Source organism: Naasia sp. SYSU D00948, from assembly GCF_017916515.1.
GTDB lineage: Bacteria > Actinomycetota > Actinomycetes > Actinomycetales > Microbacteriaceae > Naasia.
Window position 1 is genome coordinate 2236713 of sequence record NZ_JAFMTA010000001.1, and the last position, 15402, is coordinate 2252114.

Here is a 15402-nt window from a genome sequence, read left to right on the forward strand (position 1 = left end):
CTCCCCAGACCTCACCACACAGAGCAGGAAACGAACAGACATGGTCAAGTCCGTCGTCGAGAAGCTGAGCCCCACGCGCGTCAAGCTGGCGATCTCCGTCCCGCCGGAGGATCTCAAGCCCAGCATCGACCACGCCTACAAGCACATCGCCGAGCAGGTCAACATTCCCGGCTTCCGCAAGGGCAAGGTCCCGCCGCCCATCATCGACCAGCGGGTCGGCAAGGGCGCGGTCATCGAGCACGCGATCAACGAGGGCATGGACGGCTTCTACCGCCAGGCGCTCGCCGACAACGACCTGCGCCCGCTGGGCCGGCCCGAGGCGGACGTCACGAAGCTCCCCGAGCTGAAGGACTACTCCGGCGACCTCGAGCTCACCATCGAGGTCGACGTCCGTCCGGACTTCGAGCTGCCCGACTACGAGGACGTCACCGTGACCGTGGAGGCCGCCGAGGTGGGCGACGAGGAGGTCGACGCCGAGCTGCAGCGCCTCCGCGAGCGCTTCGGCACCCTCACCACGGTCGACCGACCCGCGAAGACGGGCGACTTCGCCCAGATCGACCTCGTCGCCACGATCGGCGGCAACCAGGTCGACTCCGCGAACGCGATCTCCTACGAGCTCGGCTCCGGTGAGCTGATCGAGGGCATCGACGAGGCGCTCGACTCCCTCACCGCCGGCGAGGAGACCACCTTCGAGTCGACGCTGCTCGGCGGCGACCACGAGGGCGAGAAGGCCGAGATCACGGTCAAGGTCCTCGCGGTCAAGGAGCGCGAGCTCCCCGAGGCCGACGACGACTTCGCCCAGATGGCGAGCGAGTTCGACACCCTCGACGAGCTGAAGGAGCAGCTGCGGGAGCAGGCCGCGCGCTCGAAGACGTTCACCCAGGCGAACGAGGCCCGCACCAAGCTGGTGGACGCGCTGCTCGAGAAGGTCGAGATCCCGGTCCCCGAGAAGCTCATCGAGGACGAGGTGCACCGCCACCTGGAGCAGGAGAACCGCCTCGAGGACGACGAGCACCGCGCCGAGGTCTCCGAGGCCAGCGAGAAGACGTTCCGCTCCCAGCTGCTGCTCGACGCGATCGCCGAGAAGGAGAAGGTCCGCGTCGGCCAGGCCGAACTGACCAACTACGTCATCCAGGCCGCTCAGCAGTACGGGATGCAGCCGCAGGAGTTCGCCGAGGTCCTGCAGCAGAACGGCCAGCTCCCCGGCGTCATCGCCGAGGTCACGCGGTCGAAGGCCCTCGCCCTCGTCCTCGGCAAGGCGAAGGTCGTGGACACGAACGGCAACCCGGTCGACCTCTCCGACTTCGCGGCGAAGGCCGACGACGAGGACGGCTTCGACGTGTCGGCGGCGACCGAGGCGCTGAGCGACGCGAACGAGCACGAGGGTCACTCGCACTGACCCCTCCCTGAACGCCAGAACGGGCCGATCCGGATCTTCCGGGTCGGCCCGTCCTGTTCGTGCAGCCCGTGGTGGAGCGGGCCGCGGCCGTGCGGGCCGCCGGAGTGGGCGCTCAGGCGCGGGCGAGGAGCTCGTCGAGGCGGAGGTGCGAGTCGCGGAGGCCTCGCTCCATGCCGCTCGCGATCAGGCCGTTGCGCGCCTCCAGCGTGCGGTAGTGGCTCGTGAAGTGACCCCGGGTTCGGGTGTCGCCGAGGCTCTCGAGGTGCATGTACTCGAGCGAGACCTCGCCGGGGTAGCCCTCGAACTCCCAGGTCTGGATCACGGTCGTCGGTGCCTCCACGGTGTGGAAGCAGCCGTGGAACGCGTACTCGTTGCCGTCCGGGTCCCTCTGCACGTAGCGGTACGAGCCGCCGCTGCGGGCGTCGAATCGGTCGACGACGGTCGTCAGCTCGCGCGGTCCGAGCCACTCGGGGATGAGGTCCGGATCCGTGAAGGCCTGGAAGACCCGGGCGAGAGGCGCCTCGAAGTCGCGGGTGATCTCGATCACCGGGAGGGCCTCGGGGGCCTTGATGATGGTGCTGTCGGTGGTGGGCATCGTCGCTTCCTTTCTTCTGTCGCGGTTGGGTGCGGCGTCTAGGGGGTGGGGGAGGAGCCGTCGGTCCGCGCGAGGAGGTCGTCGATCCGCTGGAACCTCTCCTCGGTCCGGCGCCGGTAGGCGTCGAGCCAGTCGACGAGCGGGCCGATCGCCTCGCGGTTGAGGCTGCAGGGGCGGCGCTGTGCGTCACGCCGGCGCGTGATGAGCTTCGCCTGCTCGAGCACGGTCAGGTGCTTGGAGACGGCCTGGAGGGACATCGCGAACGGGGCGGCCAGCTCTCCGACGGTCGCGTCGCCGAGGGCGAGGCGCGCGAGGAGGGAGCGCCGGGTGGGGTCCGCAAGGGCGAGGAACGCCTGATCGAGCTCCTCGTCGGTCATGGCGCTCATTCAACCTCTCCTTTGATCAACCGATCAGTTGAATAGAACCAGGCTAGACCTGCCGGGGGACCGGGTCAAGAGGCCGCCGCGCCCTTCTCTGCCGACGGCGAACAGGGCAGGTCGGCCGATCCCGCTTCGATAGATTCGGAACCGGATTCAACGAGAAGGAGCTCTCCCCGATGCCTGATCCAGTAATGCAGCCCAACGTCTTCGACCGCCTGCTGCGCGACCGCATCATCTGGCTCGGCTCGGAGGTGCGGGACGAGAACGCGAACGAGATCGCGGCGAAGCTGCTCCTCCTCGCGGCCGAGGACCCCGAGAAGGACATCTACCTCTACATCAACTCGCCCGGCGGCTCGATCACCGCCGGCATGGCGATCTACGACACCATGCAGTTCGTCCCGAACGACATCGTGACGGTCGGCATCGGCATGGCGGCCTCCATGGGTCAGCTCCTGCTGACCGCCGGCACCAAGGGCAAGCGGTACATCACGCCCAACGCCCGGGTCCTGCTCCACCAGCCGCACGGCGGCTTCGGCGGCACCGCGAGCGACATCCAGACGCAGGCGCAGCTCATCCTCGACATGAAGCGCCGGCTCGCCGAGATCACCGCCGCGCAGACCGGCAAGACGGTCGAGCAGATCAACGCCGACGGCGACCGGGACCGCTGGTTCAACGCCGAGGAGGCGCTGGAGTACGGCTTCGTGGACCACATCCGCGAGTCGGCGAGCGACGTCACCGGCGGCGGCGGAACCCTCGAGCCCGCCTCCAAGGGCGAGCTGTAAGCCACCGAGAGAACGGAACGAGAACCAGACATGACGAACCACGACTTCGGTGGCACCGCGTTCGGGCAGGGCGGCGCTCCCAGCGCCCGGTACATCCTCCCGAGCTTCGAGGAGCGCACCGCCTACGGCTACAAGCGCCAGGACCCCTACGCGAAGCTCTTCGAGGACCGCATCGTCTTCCTCGGCGTCCAGGTCGACGACGCCTCGGCGGACGACATCATGGCCCAGCTGCTCGTGCTCGAGAGCCAGGACCCCGACCGCGACATCGTGATGTACATCAACTCGCCCGGTGGCTCGTTCACCGCCATGACCGCGATCTACGACACGATGCAGTACATCCGCCCCCAGATCCAGACGGTCGTGCTCGGGCAGGCGGCCTCCGCGGCGGCGGTACTGACCGCGGCCGGCACCCCGGGCAAGCGCCTCGCGCTGCCGAACGCGCGGATCCTCATCCACCAGCCGGCGACCGGCGATGCCGGCCGCGGCCAGGCGTCGGACATCGAGATCCAGGCGCGCGAGATCATGCGCATGCGCGAGTGGCTCGAGGAGACCCTCTCCAAGCACTCGAACCGCACCCAGGAGCAGGTGAACCGGGACATCGACCGCGACAAGATCCTGTCCGCGGAGGAGGCCCTCGACTACGGGCTCATCGACCAGGTCCTCACGAGCCGGAAGGCCGTGCCCGCGCTCGTCCGCTGAGTGCCTGCTCCCTTCGCGGAGCCTGCCGAGATGCCACTTTCCGTCCTCATTCCTGACGAATGAGGACGAGAAGTGGCATCTCGCCGTTAACCCGGGCGGTGCCTAGCCTGGTGCCGTGCTGACCGCGATCGCCGTCGAAGGACATCGTCCTCGCGGCCGCGCGGCGAAGGAGGCGGACGCATGAAGGCGTGGGTGCACGACCGGTACGGCGGTGCGGACGAGCTGAGACTGGCCGAGCTCGAGCGCCCCGTTCCGCGAGATGACGAGGTGCTCGTGCGGGTCTACGCGGTGTCCTTGAACGGCTCGGACTCGGAGGGGCTCCGGGGGTCCCCGGCGTACGCGCGCATCAACGGGCTCCGGCGTCCGCGCGTCACCGTGCTCGGCTCGGACGTCGCGGGACGGGTCGAGGCGGTGGGGGCGAAGGTGACCCGCTTCGCCCCGGGAGATGCCGTCTTCGGCGACAACCTGCGGCGGCTCGGCGGCCTCGCCGAGTTCGCTCGCGCCGTGGAGTCGGACCTCGCGCTCATCCCCGAAGGGCTCGGCTTCGAGGAGGCCGCCGCGCTGCCGCAGGGCGGCGTCATCGCGCTTCAGGGCCTCCGGGACGCCGCGAAGGTGCGGGCGGGACAGGCGGTCCTCGTGAACGGCGCTGGCGGCAGTGCCGGAGCGTTCGTCGTGCAGCTCGCGAAGCTCCACGGAGCAGAGGTCACCGCGGTGGACACCGCCGAGAAGGGGGAGCTCCTCCGCCGCCTGGGGGCCGACCACGTGCTCGACTACCGGCGCGAGGACTTCACGCGGTCGGGACGGCGGTACGACGTCGTCTTCGAGGTCTTCGCGCGGCGATCGGCGCTCGCGTACCTCCGCGCGCTCCGGCCCGGGGGCTCCTGCCTCTTCGTCGGAGGCCCGGTGCGCAGGATGCTCGGTCTGCTGCTCGCCGGCCTCGTGCTCCGGCCGTTCACGAGGAAGCGGATCCGGCTGCTCGTCGTCCGGCAGAGCCTCCCCGACCTCCTCGAGGTCGCCCGGATCTGCACGGAGGGGAGCATCACCCCGTCGATCGATCGCGTCTTCGCGTTCGACGAGGTGCCCGAGGCCTTCCGTCTCCTGCTCGAGGGGAGGGTCCGCGGCAAGGCCGTCGTCCGTGTCGCTGAACCCGACGGGCGCTGACGTGCGGGCGGGCGCCCCGCTCGAAGCGCTCGCGCCGACTGGTGCCGCGGAAGACTTTTCCCCTCGGTGAATCCCGCTGAACGACGCCCCGTTCCGGCCTCCGGGGGACGGAACCGGGGGACGAATGAAGCGGCGCGCCGACCGCGGGCGCCGGATGCAACCCTGTGTCACCCGGTCGGGTTAGGCTCATTGCCAATCGACGCGCGCCGGCGGGCGAGCGATGAACGGGAGGACGGGAAGTATGGCGCGAATCGGGGAGAGCGCAGACCTTCTCAAGTGCTCGTTCTGCGGGAAGAGCCAGAAGCAGGTCCAGCAGCTGATCGCCGGTCCCGGTGTCTACATCTGCGACGAGTGCGTCGAGCTCTGCAACGAGATCATCGAGGAGCGCCTCGCGGAGGCCGGCGAGGAGACCACCGGCGACTTCGACCTCCCGAAGCCGCGCGAGATCTACGCATTCCTCGAGGAGTACGTGATCGGCCAGGAGGACGCCAAGCGCGCCCTGTCCGTCGCGGTCTACAACCACTACAAGCGCATCCGGGCCCGCCAGACCCTCACGCCGGCCGAGGCGCTGCAGGACGACGTCGAGATCGCGAAGTCGAACATCCTGCTCATCGGCCCGACCGGCTGCGGCAAGACGTATCTCGCCCAGACCCTCGCCAAGCGGCTCAACGTGCCGTTCGCGGTCGCGGACGCCACCGCGCTGACCGAGGCCGGCTACGTCGGCGAGGACGTCGAGAACATCCTCCTCAAGCTCATCCAGGCCGCGGACTACGACGTCAAGCGCGCCGAGACCGGCATCATCTACATCGACGAGGTCGACAAGATCGCCCGCAAGGCGGAGAACCCGTCGATCACGCGCGACGTGTCGGGCGAGGGCGTCCAGCAGGCGCTCCTCAAGATCCTCGAGGGCACCGTCGCGTCGGTTCCGCCCCAGGGCGGTCGCAAGCACCCGCACCAGGAGTTCATCCAGATCGACACGACGAACGTCCTGTTCATCGTCGCCGGCGCGTTCGCGGGCCTGGAGGAGATTATCTCCAGCCGGGCCGGCAAGAAGGGCATCGGGTTCGGCGCTCCGCTGCACAGCAAGGGCGACGAGGTGAACCTCTTCAGCGAGGTGCTGCCCGAGGACCTGCACAAGTTCGGGCTGATCCCGGAGTTCATCGGCCGCCTCCCGGTCGTCACCACCGTCACGCCGCTCGACCAGCACGCGCTGATGGAGATCCTCACGGTGCCCAAGAACGCCCTGGTGCGCCAGTACCAGCGCATGTTCGAGCTGGACGGCGTCGCCCTGGAGTTCGACAAGGGCGCCCTCGAGGCGATCGCCGACCTCGCGGTGCTCCGCCAGACCGGTGCGCGCGGCCTGCGGGCCATCCTCGAGGAGGTCCTCGGCCCCGTCATGTTCGAGGTGCCCTCGAACAGCGAGGTGGGTCGCGTCGTGATCACGCGCGAGGCGGTCCTGGAGAACGCGGCACCGACCATCGTGCCGCGCAAGCCGGTGCGCGCCGAGAAGTCCGCCTGATCACGGCATGACCGGCGGTACTCCCGCACGCCCGCGACCGCGTCAGGTCGAGATCGCCTTCTGGCTCACGATCGCCGCGGCCCTGATCGGCGTGGGCGGCATCCTGATCTCCTTCGCCTCGTATCCGATCAACCGGGCGGCGACGCTCGAGGCGCTCGAGACGTCGAACCCCAACAACCTCACCGCGGCGGATGTCGACGAGTTCCTGCGGATGCTCCTCAGCGTCTCCGTCACCGTGGGCGTCGCGCTGATCGCCGCGGCGGTGGTGTGCGGGATCTTCGTCCGCCGGGGGGCGCCGTGGGCGCGGATCGCGCTCACGATCCTTGCGGGACTGTCCTTCTTCGGCGTCTTCAGCCCCTGGGGCACGGGGTTCCTGCAGTTCCTCTGCCTCGGGATCGCGGCGCTGCTCACGTGGCAGAGTGACGCCGGCGAGTGGTTCCGCCGGACGATCAGGGCGCGACCCGTCTGAGGTCGGGCGCCGGGCCGGTCGGGCGCGGGGCCGGTCGGGCGCGGGGCCGGTCGGGCGCGGGCCTCAGCGCTTGGTGACCGTTCCGGGCGCCGGGGTCCCGCCGAGGATCTGCTCCACCGTGACGAGCATGAATCCGCGGTTCAGCAGACCGTCGACGATCTGCGGCACGACGCGGGTCGTGGTCTCGTGGATGTCGTGCATGAGGATGATGTCCCCGGGCTGGGCATTGGACATCGCACGCTGGACGAGGGCACCGTCACCCGGCTTCTGCCAGTCCAGGGTGTCGCGCGACCACATGATCGCGGGCATGCCCGTCGCGCCCAGCACGGTGTCGTTGTAGGAGCCGTAGGGCGGCCGGAAGATCGTCGGCGCCGACCCGGTGATGTCCTCGATGACCGCGTTGGTGCGCGCGATCTGCTCCCTCACCGCCCCGGCGGACAGGCGGGTGAGGTCGGGGTGGTTCCAGGTGTGGTTGCCGATCTGATGCCCCTCGTCGTGCATCCGGCGGACCACGTCCCGGAACGCGCCGACATAGGAGCCCTGCACGAAGAAGGTCGTGGCCGAATCACGCGAGTTGAACAGGTCGATGAGCCCCGCGGTTAAGGGGCTGGGGCCGTCGTCGAAGGTGAGGGCGACGCAGGCGAAGAGCGAGCAGTCCACGTCCCTCCGCCCGGGAGGCGGCGCGCTCGGCAGGGTGAGCGGCTCGCCCGAGGCGAGAGCCGCCTGCACCTGGGCGCCCTCCGGGCTCAGCAGGGGAGTCGCCTGGTCCGCGGCGACCGTGACGATCAGAGGGGACGGCTTCGGCACCTCCGCGAGCCGGTCGAGCTCGGGAGTCGTGAAGTCGGCCGGCAGACGGACGACGAGGGAGCCGTCGGGCCCGAACGTGTAGTTGGAGAACCAGGCCCGCAGCTGCTCGAGGGGGAAATCCGCGGGGTCCTCCTGCATCCGCGGCTCGAAGGCGCCCGCGGCGACCTTGAGCGACTGCACCACCCGTGCCAGCAGGGTCCGCGCGCCGTCGTCGCTGATGAAGCCGTCGCTCCGTGCGGTGAAGCCGCCCGCGGTGTCGGTGTAGTGGACGGTGGTGCTGTCGGACTGCACCTGTCCGCCGGACGCCGTGACGATCCGCAGCGCCTCGGCGAGGACGGGGCCGGACGCGACGACGATCTCGCAGACGACGGTCACGGTCGGGCCGCCCGTCTGGGGAGTGACGGCGGGATCGGCGAGGAGCTCGGCGACGGGGCGCGTCGTCGCCCCCGGCGCGCACTGACTGGAGCGCGAATCGTCCGCCGGGCCGTCGGCCGCCGGGACGAAGGGCACGCCGGTCGCGGCGGCCTGGGCGTCGATGGCCGCCTTCACCAGGGCGCGCAGCTCGGTGTTGAAGGCTGGGTTCCCGGGGATCTCCGCCCACCGGGCGCCGACGCCGGCTGCCGGATCCGCGCGGTAGATCAGGCGGGTCTCGAGTCCGGGCGCCTCCCCGGGAGGGACCGGAGCGGTGTCGGTGTCGGAGAGGGCGACCTCGGCGACTGCGGCCGGGCGGGGGAGCCACCCCTCGGTCGTCTGGATCCCTCCGCATCCCGCGAGCGGAGCGGAGGCGAGCAGAACCGCCGAGGCGGCGACGATGCGGCGGAAGCGGGTCATAGCTGTACGTCCTCCGTCGGCGTCCCACTCGGGTGCGAAAGGCTGAAGACGGCCGACGAGATCAGGTCCGCGGTGACTGTCCGGTAGCCGTCCGCGTCGGCGGACGGCGCGGCGGCCACCACGACGAGGTGCGCCCGCTGCGGGGATGACGCTCCCGACCCGGTCAGCACTCCGTCGGGAGGATCGAGGATCGCCACGGTCACCGTGTCCTCGCCGTCGGCGAGCGTCGTGTAGCGCACCTCGCTGCCCGAGGCGAGGGCCTCGGTGCTCCAGGTGGCGGAGGCCAGCCGGGATTCGAGCTCGCCCGCGGCATCTCCGGGCACTGCGTCGCCGGCGTCGTCGGCGCGAGCGACACGAACGAGCTCCAGCAGGGCGCGGTAGGCGCCGTCGGGAGAGACGAGCGATGCGCGATCGTCCCGCAGGAACGGGCCCATCCCGATCCGGGTCCATCCTCGGGAGAGCGTGACGGATGCGTACAGGGGCTCTCCGTCGACGTTGACGGGCCCCAGGGTCACGGCCGAGTCCGACGCGAGCGGCGAGCTCGGGACCTGCGCCAGGGTTGCGGGCACCGCGAACGCCGCCGCGCCGACCGCGACGCAGAGGATCACCGTGACGATGGCAGCACCGCGCCTGTGCATCCGGTCACTCCTTTCGGGTCGGAGTCGCCTTGGTTCCACTCGTCCTCGGGCGATGCCGAGGACGTGCGGATCCCGACGAGTACCCTCGCGCCCCGCTCGCCCCCGTGGTCGGAGCCACTCCGAGGAGCGGCTATAATTCGGCTGTTTCCCAGGTAGACCAGCCGAGCCTACGAGTTCCGGCTTTCGACCGCCAGCGCGCTAGTTTTCTGTAGTGCAACACGAGCGCTACGTCCACGGGCACCACGAGAGCGTCCTCCGCTCCCACACCTGGCGCACCGTGGAGAACTCCGCGGCCTATCTCCTTCCGCACCTCCGTCCGGGGCTCCACGTCCTGGATCTCGGCAGCGGGCCCGGCACGATCACCGTCGACCTCGCCGAGCGCGTCGCTCCGGGCGAGGTGGTCGGGGTGGACGCCGCAGCCGAGATCGTGGAGGCGGCGAGGAGACTCGGCGAGGAGCGCGGGCTCCGGAACGTGTCCTTCCGCACGGGCAACGCGTACGCTCTCGACCTCCCTGACGACAGCGTCGACATCGCTCACGCGCATCAGGTCCTCCAGCACGTCGCCGACCCGGTGGCGGTGCTCCGGGAGATGGCGCGTGTGGTGAAGCCCGGAGGGCTCGTCGCCGCGCGCGACGTCGACTACGGCGGGACCATCTGGTACCCGGAGCTGCCCGGCATGGCGGACTGGATCCGGATCTACGACGCCGTGCACCGGGGAGGCGGCGGCGAGCCGAACGCGGGCCGGCGCCTCGGCGCCTGGGCGCTGGCGGCGGGACTCGCGGACGTGACCACGAGCGCCTCCATCTGGGGCTTCAGCTCTCCCGAGGAGCGGAGCTGGTGGGGCGGGCTCTGGGCCGATCGCGCTCTGAAGTCCGACTTCGCGCGCCAGGCCCTCGAGGGCGGGTTCGCCCAGCAGGAGGATCTCGATCGCATCTCGGCAGCCTGGCGCGAGTGGGCGGAGCACCCCGATGCGTGGTTCGCCTTCCCGCACGGCGAGGTCCTCGCCCGGGTCTGATCCCACTGGCGTGTTCTCCGCCGACTTCGTAGCCTGAGGGAGTCAGGCGCCGCCGTTTCCTCCGGCCGCTCCTTCGGCCCACGGCGACGCGGAACGGAGCGGTCCCATGAGTGCGGCCACAGAGATGATGAAGAACATGCCGATGTCGGACACGTCGATCATGTCGCAGATGGACATGACGGCGATGGCGAACTGTATCGACGCGTGTTCCGCGTGCATGCAGGCCTGCACGATGTGCGCGGACACGATGGCGGGCATGGACGGCATGGGCACGTGCGCGGCCATGTGCGCCAACACCGCCGACATGACCGGGATGATGATGCGGATGATGCTGCGCCCCATGGGCATGGAGCGGGACAGCATGATGATGGCGCTCGAGGCCTGCATCGCGATGTGCCGCGCCTGCCGGGACGAGTGCTCGACCCACATGCAGATGAGCGAGACGTGCGCAATGTGCGCCACCGCGTGCGATGCCTGCATGACGGCATGCCAGGACATGCTCACCTCGATGAGGAACGCCTAGCAGCCGCGCGGTGCGGCTCCGCCCGGCCTAGAGCTGGGCGACGTTGAGGCGATCGGACCCGATCGCCAGCACCGAGTACGCCTCGTGCAGCGCCACCGGGTCGCCGGCCTCGAGCGACCCGGTGAGCGCGGCGTGGTGCCACACCCAGCGCTCCTCCCCGGTGTCCCAGAGGCGGAGCTGCACCCAGCCGCCCTCGCCCGCCTCGACGGCGACGGCGTCCACCCAGCCCCGAGGGGTCGAGCTCGCGAGGCGCAGGCGCAGCAGGGTCATCGCGTGACCCGGCCGGTCGTCGACGCAGAGCATGCCGTGATCGCAGGTGCCGATGACGTTCTGCTGCTGCTCTGCGCGCCTCATGGGAAGCTCCTTCCGTCGCCGGGTGTCCAGGTTAAGCGGGGGCCGTTCCAGGGCCGAGAGGTCCTGTCACGAACTGAAACACTCGAGTGCGGCAGGCCTCTTGTGCCCGGGCGAGGAGAGCCGCTACCGTGGCGCAGGCCGCTCGCAGAAAGGAGGCCACGATGACCGCGATCCCATCCGTCCGTGCCTCCGTCGCCGGCTTCCGCGCCTAGCGCCCTCCCGCCGTCCGGCCCTGGCGACGTCGCTCGCCATTCGATCCGTGCGCCCTTCTGGGCAGCCGGTTCCGCACGCTCTCCGTGCCCTTCCGCCCTCTCTGCCTGTCCGAAGAAGGAAATCCCGTGAACACGCTGCTCGAGGTACGCGACCTCGAAACCGACACCCGAATATCCGTCTCGCCCGCGGCGCCCGATCTGCGTCTCATCGATCGCGTCGCCCTCCGCGTCGGACTCGCCCTGCTCCTCTGGGGTCAGCGGCGCATCCGCACCGATCCCGCCGAGGCGCGCCGGCTCCAGCTCGTGCGTCGGCACGCCGAGCTCGAGCGCGACCGCCTCGTCGCGAGGAGCGCGCTCTACCGCTGATGCGGCGAACGAGCGAACGGCTCGTCGCCAGGCCCGCAGCAGGGCCGGCGGCGAGCCGTTCGTGGTCGTGCCGACGAGGGAGGGACTCAGCGCTCGTAGGAGAGGCGGCCTTCGCCCGACACCGGGTCGAGGGTGACCGTGGGGAACCCCCGGTCCGTCTCGTGGTCGAGCTCGGCGACCGGACGGCCCTCGAGCCAGGTCAGCGTCCAGGATGCCGCGACGACGTCCGGAGCAGCGTCGCGCAGCTCGTCCTCGGCGCGGGCCACGGCAACGGCCGCCGCCTCGGGCAGCCGGGCCGGCGGTGTGCTGCCGAAGCGCCAGCGCGTGCCGAGCCCGATCACGGGCTAGCCGAGCCGGAGGTCGTAGGTGACGAGGTCGGTCCGCTCCCCGAGGCTCTCGGAGAACTGGCGTGCGTTCTCGTTGGCGTCCGTGGTCACCCAGCGGATGAGGCCGAGCCCTCGCTCGCGCGCATCCTGCTTCAGGTGGTTCACGATCGCGGTCGCGACGCCGCGGTTGCGGTGGTCGGGGGACACGAAGAGGTCCTCCAGGTAGAGGCCGCGGTCGTTCTCGAGCGGCCGCTCGAACTCCTGGACGTGGGCCAGCGCGATGATCTGGTTCTCCTCGCCGAGCGCGACGAGGCCACGGACGGACGCCTTGTCGCCGTGCAGCCAGGCCCAGGCGCGCATGGTCCGCTCGTCGGTCAGGGCTGTGCCGGTGAACTCCGCGTAGCCCGCGAACAGCTCGTACCAGGCGAAGAAGTCGCCCTGCTCGAGCGGCCGGATCCGGACCTCCGTGGTCCGGCTGCCGGCGCTTCCCGCGCTGGTGTCGTGATCGATGCTCATGCTCTCCCTCTGTCCCCTCGGATGGCCTCGAGCTCCTCGCTCGGCGCCAGTGCGATGCTCGTCACCTGTACCTCCGGACCGTGCTCGAAGGTGAGGTCCTCGATGCGCCCCACCGCGCGGAGGTCGCCCTCCGCGAGCTGCAGCAGCTCGACGCGCCCTTCGGGCCCGGCGATCACCGCCGATGCTACTGGCGTCTTCTGGGACGCCTTCGCGTCCGTCTTGGCGCGTCGGATGCCGACGAGCGCGAGGCTCGTGAGCTCCAGCAGCTCGGGCGTGGCGGCGTCGTCCACACGTCCCGGGCCGGGCCAGGGCGCCAGGTGGATCGAGCCGTCCCGGAACCAGGACCAGGCCTCCTCCGTGGCGAACGGGACGAACGGCGCGAACAGCCGGAGCAGGGTCGCGAGCGCCTCGCGCAGCGCGGCGATGGCGCTGGCCTGTCCGTCGTCCTCGGTCTCGCCGGCGCCGTAGGCGCGCTCCTTCACGAGCTCCAGGTAGTCGTCGCAGAAGGTCCAGAAGAACGACTCGACGGTCTCGAGAGCCCGCGCGTGGTCGTACTCGTCCAGCGCCTCGGTCGCGGTGGCGACCACGCGGTCGAGCGTGGCCAGCATGCTCCAGTCCAGCGGATGCGTCACCGCGTCGCGGCCCTCGGCTCCGCCCGCGGGGAAGGACAGGATGAACTTGGCCGCGTTGAGGATCTTGATCGCGAGCCGCCGCCCGATGCGGATCTGGGTCGGATTCTGCGGGTCGAACGCGGCGTCGGTGCCGAGTCGGCTCGAGGCCGCCCAGTAGCGGACGGCATCCGAGCCGTGCTGCTCGAGCATCCCAGCCGGCGTGACGACGTTGCCCTTCGACTTGGACATCTTCTTGCGGTCCGGGTCGACGATGAATCCTGAGATGGCGGCGTGGGCCCAGGGCGCCGTGCCCTCCTCGAGCAGCGACCGGAGGGCCGTCGAGAAGAGCCAGGTCCGGATGATGTCCTGCCCCTGGGGACGCAGGTCGTACGGGTAGACGAGCTGCCAGAGCTCCTCGTCGCGCTCCCAGCCGCCCGCGAGCTGCGGCGTCAGGGAGGACGTGGCCCAGGTGTCCATGATGTCGTGCTCGCCGACGAACCCGTTCGGCTCCCCGCGCTGGGAGGCGTCGTAGCCGGGCGGGAGGTCGCTCGACGGGTCCACCGGGAGCGCGTCCTCGGAGGGGACGATCACTTCGTCGAAGCGCGGATTGCCGTCGGCGTCCAGCGGGTACCAGACCGGGATGGGGACGCCGAAGAAGCGCTGGCGCGAGATGAGCCAGTCGCCGGCCAGTCCGCGCACCCAGTTCTCGTACCGCACGCGCATGAACTCGGGCACGAAGTCGATCTCGCGGCCGAGCTCGATCAGGCGCTCACGCAGCTCCTCGCTGCGGCCGCCGTTCGTGATGTACCACTGGCGGGTGGACACGATCTCGAGCGGGCGGTCGCCCTTCTCGTAGAACTTGACGGGGTGCGTGATCTGCTGCGGCTCCGCGAGCAGCTCGCCGGTCTCGCGCAGCCGCTCGACCACGGCCTGACGGGCGGAGAACACCGTCTTGCCCGCCACCTGCGCGTAGGCGTCGCGGCCCGCGTCGGATCCGATCCACTCCGGCGTCTCGGAGCCGAAGCGGCCGTCGAACCCGATGACCGCCCGGTTCGGCAGGTCGAGCTCCCGCCACCAGGTGACATCGGTGACGTCGCCGAAGGTGCAGTTCATGGCGATGCCGGTGCCTTTGTCCGCCTGGGCGAGGTGATGGGGGAGGACCGGGACCTCGACGCCGAACACGGGCGTTCGCACGGTGGTGCCGAAGAGGGGCTGGTAGCGCTCGTCGTCGGGGTGGGCGATCAAGGCGACGCAGGAGGGGAGCAGCTCGGGGCGGCTCGTCTCGACCTCGATGACGCCGCCGTCCGGCTTCGTGAACGCGATGCGGTGGTACGCGCCCGGCTGCACGCGGTCCTCGAGCTCCGCCTGGGCGACCGCGGTGCGGAACGTCACGTCCCACAGGGTGGGCGCATCCGCCTGATACGCCTCGCCGCGCGCGAGGTTGCGCAGGAACGCCTTCTGCGACGCGGCCCGGGCCTCGTCGCCGATGGTCCGGTAGGTCTGCGTCCAGTCCACGCTCAGACCGAGCATGCGCCAGAGCGCCTCGAACAGCTTCTCGTCCTCGACGGTCAGCCGCTCGCAGAGCTCGATGAAGTTCTGCCTCGAGATCGGCACCTGGTCGCCGGCCTTGCTGCTCTTGTTGTCGCCGCCCTCGAACGGCGGCGTGAAGCCCGGCTGGTAGGGCAGGCTCGGGTCGCACCGGACGCCGTAGTAGTTCTGAACCCTGCGCTCGGTGGGGAGGCCGTTGTCGTCCCAGCCCATCGGGTAGAAGACCCGCTTGCCGCGCATCCGCTGGTAGCGGGCGACGATGTCGGTGTGCGTGAAGCTGAACACGTGCCCGATGTGCAGTGAGCCGGACGCCGTCGGCGGGGGAGTGTCGATCGAGTAGATGTCGTCCCGGGTCACGCCCTCACGGGAGAAGCGGTAGGTGCCGTCCTGCTCCCAGCGCTCCCCCCACGTCGCCTCGAGGCCCTCCAGGGCCGGCTTGTCGGGGATGCGGCGGGCGTCGGTCATGCGGGGCTCCGGTTCACTGTGTGCGGCACCGCGTGAGGGTGCCTGAAATGTCGCCGCGTCGCGCGGCGCGTCCAGGGTACCGGAGCGCGGCATCCGCCCGCCGGGCGGGGGCGCGCGCCTCGGCTCGGATCCTCCATCCGCCATCGCCGCCGCAACCAGGGCCGATCCGGTCGATCCGGGCCGGCG

Annotated in this window: 17 protein-coding genes; 8 read left to right on the plus strand and 9 right to left on the minus strand. The window is 70.4% G+C overall.

Going from position 1 to position 15402, the window contains the following annotated elements:
- Nucleotides 1–40: 40 nt before the first annotated feature.
- Nucleotides 41–1399 (plus strand): trigger factor, encoded by a 1359-nt coding sequence (gene tig / locus J3P30_RS10540; protein ID WP_210480980.1) that lies wholly within the window; start codon nucleotides 41–43, stop codon nucleotides 1397–1399.
- 112 nt (nucleotides 1400–1511) lie between these two features.
- On the opposite strand, the gene J3P30_RS10545 is transcribed toward tig, so the two are convergent.
- Both J3P30_RS10545 and J3P30_RS10550 read right to left on the minus strand, forming a co-directional pair.
- Complete coding sequence (locus tag J3P30_RS10545; protein ID WP_210480981.1) at nucleotides 1512–1994, minus strand: SRPBCC family protein; 483 nt, start codon at nucleotides 1992–1994, stop codon at nucleotides 1512–1514.
- Between the two features lie 38 nt (nucleotides 1995–2032).
- Nucleotides 2033–2380: a helix-turn-helix transcriptional regulator gene (locus J3P30_RS10550; protein WP_210480982.1), complete on the minus strand. Its 348-nt coding sequence runs from the start codon at nucleotides 2378–2380 to the stop codon at nucleotides 2033–2035.
- A 170-nt stretch (nucleotides 2381–2550) separates the two neighbouring features.
- Here J3P30_RS10550 and J3P30_RS10555 point away from each other — a divergent pair, with 170 nt between their 5' ends.
- From J3P30_RS10555 to J3P30_RS10575, 5 genes are all read left to right on the plus strand, one after another.
- The gene (locus tag J3P30_RS10555) at nucleotides 2551–3156 is read left to right on the plus strand and encodes an ATP-dependent Clp protease proteolytic subunit (RefSeq protein ID WP_210480983.1); all 606 of its coding nucleotides are present in this window, start codon (nucleotides 2551–2553) and stop codon (nucleotides 3154–3156) included.
- 30 nt (nucleotides 3157–3186) lie between these two features.
- Complete coding sequence (locus tag J3P30_RS10560) at nucleotides 3187–3855, plus strand: ATP-dependent Clp protease proteolytic subunit (RefSeq protein ID WP_210480984.1); 669 nt, start codon at nucleotides 3187–3189, stop codon at nucleotides 3853–3855.
- Nucleotides 3856–4035: 180 nt separating this feature from the next.
- On the plus strand, nucleotides 4036–5016 hold the full coding sequence (locus J3P30_RS10565; RefSeq protein WP_210480985.1) for an NAD(P)-dependent alcohol dehydrogenase: 981 nt from the start codon (nucleotides 4036–4038) through the stop codon (nucleotides 5014–5016).
- A 241-nt stretch (nucleotides 5017–5257) separates the two neighbouring features.
- Nucleotides 5258–6535 (plus strand): ATP-dependent Clp protease ATP-binding subunit ClpX, encoded by a 1278-nt coding sequence (clpX, locus tag J3P30_RS10570; RefSeq protein ID WP_210480986.1) that lies wholly within the window; start codon nucleotides 5258–5260, stop codon nucleotides 6533–6535.
- A gap of 7 nt (nucleotides 6536–6542) precedes the next feature.
- Nucleotides 6543–7004 (plus strand): hypothetical protein, encoded by a 462-nt coding sequence (locus tag J3P30_RS10575; RefSeq protein ID WP_210480987.1) that lies wholly within the window; start codon nucleotides 6543–6545, stop codon nucleotides 7002–7004.
- Between the two features lie 63 nt (nucleotides 7005–7067).
- Here the strand turns inward: J3P30_RS10575 and J3P30_RS10580 are convergent, their stop codons facing one another.
- Nucleotides 7068–8642, minus strand: a complete 1575-nt coding sequence (locus J3P30_RS10580; protein WP_210480988.1) for a polysaccharide deacetylase family protein — start codon at nucleotides 8640–8642, stop codon at nucleotides 7068–7070.
- A complete protein-coding gene (locus tag J3P30_RS10585; protein ID WP_210480989.1) occupies nucleotides 8639–9280 on the minus strand; it encodes a hypothetical protein in 642 nt (213 codons plus the stop codon). Before J3P30_RS10585 ends, J3P30_RS10580 begins: the two co-directional genes overlap by 4 nt.
- Nucleotides 9281–9491: 211 nt before the next feature.
- Between J3P30_RS10585 and J3P30_RS10590 the strand changes: the two genes are divergently transcribed.
- Entirely contained in the window at nucleotides 9492–10295 is an 804-nt protein-coding gene (locus tag J3P30_RS10590) for a class I SAM-dependent methyltransferase (protein ID WP_210480990.1), read from the plus strand.
- Between the two features lie 42 nt (nucleotides 10296–10337).
- Here J3P30_RS10590 and J3P30_RS10595 read toward each other — a convergent pair whose 3' ends face one another.
- Together J3P30_RS10595 and J3P30_RS10600 are read right to left on the minus strand one after the other, a co-directional pair.
- Entirely contained in the window at nucleotides 10338–10775 is a 438-nt protein-coding gene (locus tag J3P30_RS10595; RefSeq protein WP_210480991.1) for a hypothetical protein, read from the minus strand.
- Between the two features lie 70 nt (nucleotides 10776–10845).
- Nucleotides 10846–11172, minus strand: a complete 327-nt coding sequence (locus J3P30_RS10600) for a hypothetical protein (RefSeq protein WP_210480992.1) — start codon at nucleotides 11170–11172, stop codon at nucleotides 10846–10848.
- Nucleotides 11173–11510: 338 nt separating this feature from the next.
- Here J3P30_RS10600 and J3P30_RS10605 point away from each other — a divergent pair, with 338 nt between their 5' ends.
- Entirely contained in the window at nucleotides 11511–11750 is a 240-nt protein-coding gene (locus tag J3P30_RS10605; protein ID WP_210480993.1) for a hypothetical protein, read from the plus strand.
- An 86-nt stretch (nucleotides 11751–11836) separates the two neighbouring features.
- Here J3P30_RS10605 and J3P30_RS10610 read toward each other — a convergent pair whose 3' ends face one another.
- From J3P30_RS10610 to valS, 3 genes are read right to left on the minus strand one after another with little or no spacing between them, the layout of a single operon-like run.
- Complete coding sequence (locus J3P30_RS10610) at nucleotides 11837–12091, minus strand: hypothetical protein (RefSeq protein ID WP_210480994.1); 255 nt, start codon at nucleotides 12089–12091, stop codon at nucleotides 11837–11839.
- Between the two features lie 3 nt (nucleotides 12092–12094).
- A complete protein-coding gene (locus J3P30_RS10615) occupies nucleotides 12095–12592 on the minus strand; it encodes a GNAT family N-acetyltransferase (RefSeq protein ID WP_210480995.1) in 498 nt (165 codons plus the stop codon).
- Nucleotides 12589–15216 (minus strand): valine--tRNA ligase, encoded by a 2628-nt coding sequence (valS, locus tag J3P30_RS10620; protein ID WP_210480996.1) that lies wholly within the window; start codon nucleotides 15214–15216, stop codon nucleotides 12589–12591. The genes J3P30_RS10615 and valS overlap by 4 nt, the downstream gene beginning before the upstream one ends.
- Nucleotides 15217–15402 lie beyond the last annotated feature (186 nt).

Bases quoted from the DNA above. Each gene is read 5' to 3' on its own strand.
- tig (WP_210480980.1), top strand. From the start codon at position 41: ATGGTCAAGTCCGTCGTCGAGAAGCTGAGCCCCACGCGCGTCAAGCTG.
- J3P30_RS10545 (WP_210480981.1), bottom strand. From the start codon at position 1,994: ATGCCCACCACCGACAGCACCATCATCAAGGCCCCCGAGGCCCTCCCG.
- J3P30_RS10550 (WP_210480982.1), bottom strand. From the start codon at position 2,380: ATGAGCGCCATGACCGACGAGGAGCTCGATCAGGCGTTCCTCGCCCTT.
- J3P30_RS10555 (WP_210480983.1), top strand. From the start codon at position 2,551: ATGCCTGATCCAGTAATGCAGCCCAACGTCTTCGACCGCCTGCTGCGC.
- J3P30_RS10560 (WP_210480984.1), top strand. From the start codon at position 3,187: ATGACGAACCACGACTTCGGTGGCACCGCGTTCGGGCAGGGCGGCGCT.
- J3P30_RS10565 (WP_210480985.1), top strand. From the start codon at position 4,036: ATGAAGGCGTGGGTGCACGACCGGTACGGCGGTGCGGACGAGCTGAGA.
- clpX (WP_210480986.1), top strand. From the start codon at position 5,258: ATGGCGCGAATCGGGGAGAGCGCAGACCTTCTCAAGTGCTCGTTCTGC.
- J3P30_RS10575 (WP_210480987.1), top strand. From the start codon at position 6,543: ATGACCGGCGGTACTCCCGCACGCCCGCGACCGCGTCAGGTCGAGATC.
- J3P30_RS10580 (WP_210480988.1), bottom strand. From the start codon at position 8,642: ATGACCCGCTTCCGCCGCATCGTCGCCGCCTCGGCGGTTCTGCTCGCC.
- J3P30_RS10585 (WP_210480989.1), bottom strand. From the start codon at position 9,280: ATGCACAGGCGCGGTGCTGCCATCGTCACGGTGATCCTCTGCGTCGCG.
- J3P30_RS10595 (WP_210480991.1), bottom strand. From the start codon at position 10,775: ATGCAGGCATCGCACGCGGTGGCGCACATTGCGCACGTCTCGCTCATC.
- J3P30_RS10600 (WP_210480992.1), bottom strand. From the start codon at position 11,172: ATGAGGCGCGCAGAGCAGCAGCAGAACGTCATCGGCACCTGCGATCAC.
- J3P30_RS10615 (WP_210480995.1), bottom strand. From the start codon at position 12,592: ATGAGCATCGATCACGACACCAGCGCGGGAAGCGCCGGCAGCCGGACC.
- valS (WP_210480996.1), bottom strand. From the start codon at position 15,216: ATGACCGACGCCCGCCGCATCCCCGACAAGCCGGCCCTGGAGGGCCTC.